This is a genomic window from Domibacillus enclensis, from assembly GCF_900156125.1.
GTDB classification, from domain to species: domain Bacteria; phylum Bacillota; class Bacilli; order Bacillales; family Domibacillaceae; genus Domibacillus; species Domibacillus enclensis.
The window spans coordinates 1-9,126 of record NZ_FTLX01000019.1 but is presented as its reverse complement, the minus strand read 5'-3'; the positions used below and the strand labels follow the sequence as shown (position 1 = coordinate 9,126).

12 protein-coding genes are annotated in these 9,126 nt (G+C 37.8%); 3 read left to right on the top strand and 9 right to left on the bottom strand.

The features are described 5' to 3' along the window. Window positions 1–1,017: 1,017 nt before the first annotated feature. The 3 genes from BW952_RS19030 to BW952_RS19020 all read right to left on the bottom strand — a co-directional run bounded on the left by BW952_RS19030 (window position 1,018) and on the right by BW952_RS19020 (window position 2,161). Window positions 1,018–1,212 (bottom strand): hypothetical protein, encoded by a 195-nt coding sequence (locus tag BW952_RS19030; RefSeq protein ID WP_045850697.1) that lies wholly within the window; start codon window positions 1,210–1,212, stop codon window positions 1,018–1,020. Continuing rightward, window positions 1,205–1,741 carry an RNA polymerase sigma factor gene (locus BW952_RS19025; protein ID WP_045850698.1) on the bottom strand — a complete coding sequence of 179 codons (537 nt, stop codon included), beginning with the start codon at window positions 1,739–1,741 and terminating at the stop codon, window positions 1,205–1,207. Before BW952_RS19025 ends, BW952_RS19030 begins: the two co-directional genes overlap by 8 nt. Window positions 1,742–2,005: 264 nt before the next feature. Beyond that, a complete protein-coding gene (locus tag BW952_RS19020; protein ID WP_076496383.1) occupies window positions 2,006–2,161 on the bottom strand; it encodes a YvrJ family protein in 156 nt (51 codons plus the stop codon). A gap of 87 nt (window positions 2,162–2,248) precedes the next feature. Between BW952_RS19020 and BW952_RS19015 the strand changes: the two genes are divergently transcribed. Continuing rightward, entirely contained in the window at window positions 2,249–2,650 is a 402-nt protein-coding gene (locus tag BW952_RS19015; protein ID WP_045850689.1) for a hypothetical protein, read from the top strand. Between the two features lie 52 nt (window positions 2,651–2,702). Here BW952_RS19015 and BW952_RS19010 read toward each other — a convergent pair whose 3' ends face one another. Continuing rightward, window positions 2,703–3,413 (bottom strand): hypothetical protein, encoded by a 711-nt coding sequence (locus tag BW952_RS19010; RefSeq protein ID WP_045850690.1) that lies wholly within the window; start codon window positions 3,411–3,413, stop codon window positions 2,703–2,705. 565 nt (window positions 3,414–3,978) lie between these two features. Beyond that, window positions 3,979–4,542: a site-specific integrase gene (locus tag BW952_RS19005; RefSeq protein ID WP_045850691.1), complete on the bottom strand. Its 564-nt coding sequence runs from the start codon at window positions 4,540–4,542 to the stop codon at window positions 3,979–3,981. Between the two features lie 690 nt (window positions 4,543–5,232). Between BW952_RS19005 and BW952_RS19000 the strand changes: the two genes are divergently transcribed. Together BW952_RS19000 and BW952_RS18995 are read left to right on the top strand one after the other, a co-directional pair. Beyond that, entirely contained in the window at window positions 5,233–5,814 is a 582-nt protein-coding gene (locus BW952_RS19000; protein ID WP_045850692.1) for a hypothetical protein, read from the top strand. 72 nt (window positions 5,815–5,886) lie between these two features. Next, entirely contained in the window at window positions 5,887–6,321 is a 435-nt protein-coding gene (locus BW952_RS18995; RefSeq protein ID WP_045850693.1) for a DUF3221 domain-containing protein, read from the top strand. A gap of 175 nt (window positions 6,322–6,496) precedes the next feature. Here BW952_RS18995 and BW952_RS18990 read toward each other — a convergent pair whose 3' ends face one another. The 4 genes from BW952_RS18990 to BW952_RS19550 all read right to left on the bottom strand — a co-directional run bounded on the left by BW952_RS18990 (window position 6,497) and on the right by BW952_RS19550 (window position 8,748). After that, a complete protein-coding gene (locus BW952_RS18990; RefSeq protein ID WP_045850694.1) occupies window positions 6,497–6,775 on the bottom strand; it encodes an AbrB/MazE/SpoVT family DNA-binding domain-containing protein in 279 nt (92 codons plus the stop codon). Window positions 6,776–6,837: 62 nt separating this feature from the next. After that, complete coding sequence (locus BW952_RS18985; protein ID WP_045850695.1) at window positions 6,838–7,383, bottom strand: MerR family transcriptional regulator; 546 nt, start codon at window positions 7,381–7,383, stop codon at window positions 6,838–6,840. A 618-nt stretch (window positions 7,384–8,001) separates the two neighbouring features. Further along, complete coding sequence (locus BW952_RS18980; RefSeq protein ID WP_052698427.1) at window positions 8,002–8,439, bottom strand: hypothetical protein; 438 nt, start codon at window positions 8,437–8,439, stop codon at window positions 8,002–8,004. 132 nt (window positions 8,440–8,571) lie between these two features. After that, complete coding sequence (locus tag BW952_RS19550; protein ID WP_156149419.1) at window positions 8,572–8,748, bottom strand: hypothetical protein; 177 nt, start codon at window positions 8,746–8,748, stop codon at window positions 8,572–8,574. Window positions 8,749–9,126 lie beyond the last annotated feature (378 nt).

Here is a 9,126-nt window from a genome sequence, read left to right as displayed (position 1 = left end):
TTTTTTTTTGATTTTTTTCTTTTAAGCACTTGATTTTAAGGTCTTCGGTTTTTACACTAGCAGAAGTTTGCAAGGAAAACGGCTTGGTGAGCAGACTTCTCCCTGTGCAAAAGGTACAGGATTAAAATCTGCTCACAATACTAGCGTCAGCCCGCTAAGGTATCCGTATTGTCTGAACGTTGCATAAGACTGCCAACGGCTTGTCTGCCATTGACCTATAGCTTATAGGCTTCATCGCCTTACGGTGCGTGTCCACGCCCTACACCGTTCCCTTTCGGGTGATTCGCTATATAATCCGCTGCCCCTATCAACCATCCATAGGAACAGCCGTGAATCAGTGTTACAGCCGCCGCTTACGAGTAACTGATTAACTCCAGTCGTACAGCTGAATCTTCTTTGACCCCCCAGACACTCTTTGCCGCTAACGTCTTGGCTATCATCGTTATTAGAGGACGATCCTCCGTAGGCTTTCTTGATACAGGGCTTGTGTCCTTTACCCCGCTTACGTTCTCCGGCTCTATGCAACGAGAGCCGTTATCCGAATGTATTTTTTGCATTGGCTACATTACACCTTGTTTTTTTAAGTGGCCAGCTGCCCACTTGAGCAGAAAAAACAAAAAGACGCCATCCCTTAACCGCTGCTTCCTTCCGCTGGTTAAGAGATGGCGCCTTTATAGCCTTTTACCGATTCAACATTTAACGGTTGAATCTGCGTATTAGAGGGCTTATAATGGGTACATCTAAAGTAGTCACATTAAGGGTTTAGTGTGACTACTGTTATTCAAGTGCGTCTAACACTCGAATAACTGTTTAACCAGTGGGTCTAAGCACTGTGTTAAGCCGAAGTCATCCCGTTAGTGCCTGAGAAACACTAACGTAAGGGATGGCTTTTTTGTTTGTCCGCTCGTATGAAATTACTAGAATTGTATCGCTATTGGAACGGTCTGACAAGCCATTCCCAGACATTTTTTGAATTTTCCGATCCGTCCCCTCAATATAGTGACGAAATTTCTATCCCTATAGATCTGTTTTTTGCATAAATTCAAATAAACCTGGTGTGTTATGGAACTTGTTGCTTTTTAATAAAATAACCATTTTTTCTTTTATACCCTGAGAAAGATCTTCTCGGTGTCTATAATCTGTTTGATAAAGAGCTTTATTTATTTTAGGTTCTAAGGAGTTTATAATTGATGAAATTTCATCGTTAGACATGAATTTTCAACTCCTTTTTTATTTTTGAAAGTGCAGCATTTTTTTGTTTAGATACGGCTTGTTGAGTTATTCCTAGAAATGATGCCACTTCTTTCTCTTTTTGGTTTTCTACAAAAAGTAAAAGGAGAATGTTCTTTTGTTTTTCGGAGAGGCTTCTCACAACATTATAAAGAAGTTCATCTTCAATATAATCTTCTAGATTGTACATAGGTATAGGTTCTATTGAAGCACCTTGTAAGACTTCAATATATTTTAATTTATCTTCCATTTCTTCATCCAAAATAAAAGCTACTTTCTCTTCTCTAGAGCGTACCTTTTTATCAAAATGAATAGCTTCAAAATAAATTAATTTGTCCATATAAGTTATCGCTTTAATTTTCAAGTGAAAAATTTTAAAACGTTGATCTAACTGCCTTTTTATTTTAGAATTTTTAGTCTTTCGGTAATTCTCAAACAAATATTTGTTTTCTTCACAACTGAAAAATTCCTTTAATAATTTATTTTCCAATATAAAGTTGGGTAATTTCATTATTTATCATGCCCCCCGAGAAAAAATTCAAACGTTTGTTCTTTTTTAGGGTAAAAAAAACTATTAGGATAATATAAAAGAGAATCATCAAAAAACAATAACCATTGTACAGTGAAAAATTTGAAATGCGTTATAAAAATAGATCTCAAAAAAGAACTTTTGTTCGTTTTATTATATCTTATTTTTTACAAAAATAGAAGTTATTTATATTTTTTCCCGAAAAATTTTTAGGGCTATCAATTGGTCACTATTAATCAGAAAAACTTATGGTGTTTTTCTATTTATTTCATTAAGCAAATTCTCAATTGCATCTTCAAGTTGTTCAAAGCTTTTTTCAATTCTTACTAACAAGTAAAAGACGAGTAAAACTGGAAAACCAACATTACTTAATAAGTTAACCCATTCAAGGGGTATTTCCATATAAATCCTCCTTAGTTCTACTGACAAATTTAAAAATATGATACGATGTCATTGAGATAAACTTAAATATGAAATGGTGATATAACTATGGAAATTACAAGAAAACAATTTATCCTTATATTTTTATTTTCTTTTTTATTTGGAGTAGCTACTTGGATGTTAAATTCATTTGAAGGGACTAAGATTACCACCACTGAATTTGCTAATCTCGGGGCCTTAGTAGGCGTGCTAAGTGGATTAGCGTCTTTGGCATTGATTGGACCCTTGATTATTTTTCCCCTTACTTGGTTCTTAAATAAGAAAGGAAGTTCTATAATTGTTAAAATGATGATTCTAGTCATATTAAATATAGGATTAGGTCTAGTTATATTTAACCTTCTATTCTCTGAATTTATAGAAGAATACCAATTAAGTTATCTTTCAGCTTGCTACATTTATGCAGTGGTAGGTCTCTTATACACATTAATTGAACATAAATTTAGCAATTAATATATCTTAGATATGCAAAAAAGGAAAAGAGAAACCTTTTCCTTTTTTCCTTTTAAAAATTACGAGCCAAACGAATACAGTTAAATAAATAACGATTCCCTCCGCGCAAATTAAAATCACTATCCGATGTAACTTGCATACATGAAGAGCCTGATCCATCTAGTACGATTGAGTTGATGGGAGTAATGCCTGAACCCATTAGCTCCATTGTCTTTTTTAAGTCCGGAATAGACACTCCAGTTGAAACCATCAAATACGCTTGTGTAGCCGTCCAGGCTAAAATAGTCCTTGGCAAAGGTAGACTGTAAGAATCAGAGCCCCAATTCTCAGGATTATAGTCCCGTCCACCTATAATTTGACGAACGTTATCATATTGATTTAAAACATCATTTGCTTTTGCTACATATTGATAATGCGGCAAAATTGTGCCATTGTTATTGCGTAAAATTAGTGTTTTTTGCCGTTTATAATCTGTACTTGAACCGTTGTAATTCCAATTTCGGTAAACTGAGGTACTACCTGGAGTGAGCTTACCTGCATCTTCAATATGGAAAGCAATTGACCTTCCCTCAGTAGGGGGTTGATTGTAGCTCGGTCCTGTAAAGAATCCGCCATTAATACCCGTGAAATCAGTTTGGCTTAAAGGTTTTAAAATAGTTTCTGTACGGATATTATTGATCCCTGTTCTGATTACATTAAAATGAACAGGAAAGCTTGGGTCTACATGTATTGTTCTCCTAAAAGCAGTGTAATGTTGCGGCACTAAATTCTCCTCCTTGAAAGCTCTTTTTCCTTACACTTACTAAAGGGAGAATATCTTTTAAAATAACAACCTACTCTGTAATTTTAATTTAATTTTTCATGTGAACCACAGCAAGATCCCATTTATTTTGGCCATGGTCCAATTCTGAGTGAACCATGGCGATCACACCTTTCAATTCTCTTTACAGCCGGCAATCACCGTTTCTGTGGATCCCGTAATTTGCTGTCTTCCCGTATCATAGTTAATCAGGCATCTTTTCAGCACGTTATGCGCTTTTTTCATAAATGACGTTTGTCCAACGGTCCAACACAACGTGTTATTCTCGCCCTTCTTCATACTGCAAGATGCTAAATCGGCAGGGTGTATAGATGGGCACTAACCCAAAACGAAGTGAAAACCCACAGCGACTTTTTGAAGGTGCGTAAGTGGGCACTCGTTCTGATTCAGACTGTAACAACATTGATAAATCGTTCACTTCAAAAAGAATTTTTCAGGAACAATTTTTTTGAATGACGCCCTTCCTTTTGCTTTTTTACAATTCCACCATCAAACTGTTACATTCGAATTAGAGAGAGAACTGATCCAATGCTTGATCCATCATATCCTCGTTAATACCAATGTACCGAAGCGTCACCGAAGGCGCTGAATGCCCAAAGATCTGCTGCAACATGGCCACATCCTTTGTCTGCTGGTAAAAGTGGTAGCCGAAGGTCTTTCGCATCGTATGCGTGCCAATGGCGCCTGAAATACCACACGCTCGTGCAGCCCCGTTAATGACCCGCCAGGCGGTTTCACGCCCGATGTGACCTTTCCCCTTCCGGGACGGAAATAAGAGGTCAGAATCGGCCATCTGGCGTGTGTATTTCTCAATTTCCTGTTTGAGCGCCCCTGTCATGCGAATTTTTCGGGTATTCCCCGTTTTTTTCTCCTTCACCCGCAAATGATCGGTGTTCCGGACGTCCATCACCCGAAGCCCGACGATATCGCTAATGCGCAGCCCCGAATTCAGCCCGAAGACAAACAGAAAATAATCCCGGTACGACTGGTGAAGCAAATGCTCTTTCATCGCCCGGATCTGCTCCGGATCTCGGATCGGATCAACCGTGTTTTGCCCCTGTCTTTTCGCCATCAAAACCCCTCATTTTTCATTCAATTTGTTGTGTTTAATATACCATACACCTTTTATATGTTGCATTGAAGAAGCGACAGTCCAACCAAAAAAGGCGCCATCCCTTGATAATGAAGGGATAACGCCTGTTTTCTTGTCTCTGGTTGAATGCAACATAATATCCTTTATGTTGCATTTGTGAATATAAGTAAATATGATATAATTTCAACTAATTCTAAATATATCCATAAGTTGAGGTGCAAAATGTTTGTTAAACAAAAACAGAATTAAACTCCTGATACTGCTTATTGCATTATTTCTCGCAATCTTCACGAAACAAATAGAATACATCGGATTAGCAGCAATTTTTATGCTTATTATCGAGACTCTTTATTGGTATAGAAAAAAAGCCTATCCTGCGGACTGAAAAGAGCCAGAACTAAATAGTTCTGGCTCTTTTCAGCTGAATAAAACATAATACCCTTTATGTTGCATTCGTACATACTGCTCAACATTAGACCCAAACTGTTTATTAAGAAATTTTAATACAATAGACACGCTTTAAAGAGGCTATTTTAAGACAGGAAATTTAATGAAAATTATTCATCCTAATAGTTTTTAGTTCTCACTTTTAATCCCATTCAATAATTGGTACAGTAGGGGATATATGGGATTCGTAACTCTCCCATCCAATTTAGGGGGTTTTATTTAATGAAAAAAAGGTTAATTTTTTCTGGGGTTGTGGCAATCAGTCTTACCTGTGTTCTCGGCACCTATCATGCTACTTCTTATTCTGCGGAGACCCAGCAGAACGCTTTACAAGCAAAGTCTTTGGAAGAAACAAAGTCTAATTCAGCTCAACAACTTCTTTTTCAAACAGTCGATATAGCAGAAGTAAAGGATGAAGAAATCAAAATTCCTTTAAATCTTGAAAAACGAAATATCGCTTTTATTACGGGAGAAGCGAGGGGTGTAAGCTCGGAACCTTTAGCAGAAGGCGGTTATCGAATCAGCATGTTTTACCCTACTAATGCCGAAAATGGTGAATTGCTAGTTGCACAAAGCATAAATCAATATGGCAGTGTGAACAAACTAGTCAACGAAATGGATACCTGGTATCCAGCAGAAGTGGGCGGTTATAAAAAGGTAAATTTAGCTGGAATCACAGGTGTTTTGAATGAAAATGATATGAATATAAACACCTTACATCTTATTACTAATAGCAATATCTATACCTTGGCTGGTGAGAAAACGGATCTGTTGTTGGAAGTGGCAGATGAACTGATGAAATAAATAAAATTATTCAAGTGATACACCTCGATAGCTTTAGCTATAAAGAACTTTTAATGTAAAGGAGTTAACCGAATGGGCTTCAAATTACTATTTCTGGCTTTGTGTATCCCAATAGTTTTTCTCGCAGCTTGTTCATCAAATAACCATACTCAAAATGAGCAAGAAACCTCTTCTTCAAATGAAAATTTACCTACCGATGAAAAAGAAGAAGTGAGCCAGATAAATTTTGAAGAAGGCTATATTGTTAAGAAGTTTAACGATGGTAAATTATGGGTTATACCAGAAATGACAACGGCTGAAATAACCGGAAAAGACCAAAAACAATTAAATGATTTGTTAAATGAAAAGTACGAGGGCAAAGGTTTTCACTTTAGCGTAGAAGATATTGATGAAGAAATACTTTCTTCTCTCCAAATAGGCCAAAAAGTTAAAGTTACTTTTGACAAATACGGGCACTCTGCGCCGATGGCTGCGCATGCTACTAAGATAGAAGTTATAGAAGAATAAATAAGCTTAAAGTTTTAAATCCGTATTTTGGGGACACTTCCCCTTGTAGATATGACCATATAAACTGTATGCATTCTAATTACTTCAAATTTTCACAATAAGCATACCAGAAAAACCAGGATTCTTTTTTAAAAGAAGAATTCTGGTTTTTACATTATCCTAAATAAACTATATTTTATTTATCTACTACTTTTTCAAGTTGCTTAATCAATAACTTAGCACCTGCCGGACTGACAACAATCTTGCCATCATATAAAGAAACATTCTCCGATCTGACCTCTCCCGTCACCATACACGCCATATCCTGCTCATACTTTTTCAAAATAATCGTGTCATTATGTGTAAAAATTTCTACAGGATCTTTTATATTCAATTGAAATGTCCGACGCACCTCTTTCGGAACGACAATGCGCCCCAAACTATCCAGCTTTCTCACTACACCCGTTGCTTTCATGTATACCCCTCCATATTTTGAAAAATACGCCGATCATTTTTGCGAGCAAGGTCTTTTCTAACTTAGCGCTTCTTCTTCAGCCAGGAAAAGATGGACCTTCTTTCGTTTGCTGCTGTTTTTTCTTCTGTCTCGACGAGCACTTTTTGGCTTAACTGTTGCATAAGCAGACGATCACGCTGCTCAATCGTATCGGTCATCTTCAGTTGGATGGCCTCCAAGAGTGTCTCTCGTTCATTCTCCATCGCTTTCATCACAGCCGATTCAACGATTGATTCTAAATCACGCTTAGATAACGTGATATTCTCAGCGTCCTCTTTCGAATCGAGAATAACGCCTAGCGTTTTTTGAGCGTTGTTTTGCTCTATGAACCTTGATGCAATCGCCTTCGTTGCGTTCTCCATAGATTGTCCTTTTTCTAAAATCATTTTACATTCGGATAACGCACGGAGATCGCGTTCATAGTAAATACGCTGTCCCTTATTGTTACGTTCAAAGTGATACCCGTGTTTTTCAAGCTCAAGAGACCAGCGTCTTAACGTGTTTGGGTTTATGTTCAAATGGAGGGCGACTTCTTTTGATAACGCTCCATATTCTTGTGCGTTTTCCATGCGTTCTTCACCTCTTCATGCTATTGTACATGAATGTTTTAATTTGCTCCGTGTTAGATTGATAATGAAGAAAAAGCCTCGATTCTTTTTGATTGTCACGAGCGCCTTTTTAAAAATAAAACAATCCGTTTTCGAAAAAAAATTCACGGATACATTTCCGAGTGCCCACTTATGCACCCTCTAAAAAAGAGGACGAGTGGGATGGCTGGCCAAGAATAATGCGCTGCATTGGACCTTCGGAGAAAAAGGGCTGCTCCCTTGCTGATCGGTTCTAAAGCAAGAAGAGCATAAGGAAAACATGACCCCACTTTCCGTGTGGTACTAGGCAGAGCCTAGTGTTTTCATGGGTACACGAAATGTCCGTTTCGGCAAAAAATTTGACACTAAAAACAGGGGTACTGTCAAAAAATTTGACAGCAAATTAAGCCCAATGGCAAATTTTTTGACACCTAAAATCGTTCAGCACAGCTCAAAAGAGAAGACGAAGAACAGCCTTTGCTAGAAAAAATCCGATCTTTTTCTAGCAAAGATCCTGACCGGAAATCGGTATATTTTATCCTTCATCTTGAGCGTGCGCTGCTGCTTCTTTTTAGAACAGCATCAGCTCTTCTAAAAAATTTAACCGTGATCTGCTCCCTTTTCTTCAACTGTTTTTTTCAAAATCTCATTCACAATTTCTGAAATCGTTTGTTTCTGCCGGATCGCCTGAATTTTCAGCTCATCATGGACCCACTCCTCAACCTCGTATGTTGCTTTTTTTAAATTTTTTTCTTTTCCAGTTATCTTTCTTTCTTGTTTTTCAACTTTTAATTCAGTTTGTTTGTTTTCTGGTTTTACAGAAGTCTGGGTATTCTTTTTTTCAATAAAATCATAAATTGATTTCTCCAAAACAGCCGGATCTCCTTCATAAAACCAGCCACGCCGCCCATTTTTCGCATAGCAACCCGCTTTTTTCAGCGCATCCCGAGCCGCATTTTTCCCGATTTCAAGGTGATTTTTCGCAATCAAATCCAGTGAATCCGTCAGCGTCAGTTCCAGTACATCTTTGAGCTTCATCCGAAATCTCCTTTCGATCCATCCGGATCGCTTTTATACATCCATTCCGTATAAAAGAAAAAGATTCCTTCTTTCCGCTCCAGGTTTTTAAAAAGCAGCCCCACATCCGGCTTTGCATAAAAAAGACAAGGCTTATTCAAGCCCTGCCATCTTGTCCAACACCTTTTTCGCTTTTTCTTCCGCTTCTTCTTCACTAGTTAGATCCATGAGCAAGGCCATTCGGCCTTTTACTTTTTCAATTTCTTCTCGTGAATAGCCCAGTTCGGCAAGAGCCAAAACCGCATAGGCTTTCGCTTGGTCGTTGTCCATGTGTATTCCTCCTCACGATCTTTACTCATTAAAATCTTACAGGAAAGAACCATCCTTTTTCTATTTTCATTTTCCAATCGTTTATTTCTGGTTTCTGAAGATCCATCACGCTACCCAAAACAGGTTGAAGCTTTGAACTGTCCCCCGCACGCTACCGCCCTTCGGTTGGTGAACTACTTGTGGTTTGATGGTCATGGACAACGAAAACCACGTTGCCCACAACCATCAAATCCTCATCCGTCTGAGCCCTCTTACAACCCTAATCAGAAGGCTTCATTTTTCTTTTTTTTTTGATTTTTTTCTTTTAAGCACTTGATTTTAAGGTCTTCGGTTTTTACACTAGCAGAAGTTTGCAAGGAAAACGGCTTGGTGAGCAGA

Coding starts and splice junctions, on each gene's coding strand:
- BW952_RS19030 (WP_045850697.1), bottom strand. CDS start 1,212: ATGTCTAACGATGAAATTTCATCAATTATAAACTCCTTAGAACCTAAA.
- BW952_RS19025 (WP_045850698.1), bottom strand. CDS start 1,741: ATGAAATTACCCAACTTTATATTGGAAAATAAATTATTAAAGGAATTT.
- BW952_RS19020 (WP_076496383.1), bottom strand. CDS start 2,161: ATGGAAATACCCCTTGAATGGGTTAACTTATTAAGTAATGTTGGTTTT.
- BW952_RS19015 (WP_045850689.1), top strand. CDS start 2,249: ATGGAAATTACAAGAAAACAATTTATCCTTATATTTTTATTTTCTTTT.
- BW952_RS19005 (WP_045850691.1), bottom strand. CDS start 4,542: ATGGCGAAAAGACAGGGGCAAAACACGGTTGATCCGATCCGAGATCCG.
- BW952_RS19000 (WP_045850692.1), top strand. CDS start 5,233: ATGAAAAAAAGGTTAATTTTTTCTGGGGTTGTGGCAATCAGTCTTACC.
- BW952_RS18995 (WP_045850693.1), top strand. CDS start 5,887: ATGGGCTTCAAATTACTATTTCTGGCTTTGTGTATCCCAATAGTTTTT.
- BW952_RS18990 (WP_045850694.1), bottom strand. CDS start 6,775: ATGAAAGCAACGGGTGTAGTGAGAAAGCTGGATAGTTTGGGGCGCATT.
- BW952_RS18985 (WP_045850695.1), bottom strand. CDS start 7,383: ATGGAAAACGCACAAGAATATGGAGCGTTATCAAAAGAAGTCGCCCTC.
- BW952_RS18980 (WP_052698427.1), bottom strand. CDS start 8,439: ATGAAGCTCAAAGATGTACTGGAACTGACGCTGACGGATTCACTGGAT.
- BW952_RS19550 (WP_156149419.1), bottom strand. CDS start 8,748: ATGGACAACGACCAAGCGAAAGCCTATGCGGTTTTGGCTCTTGCCGAA.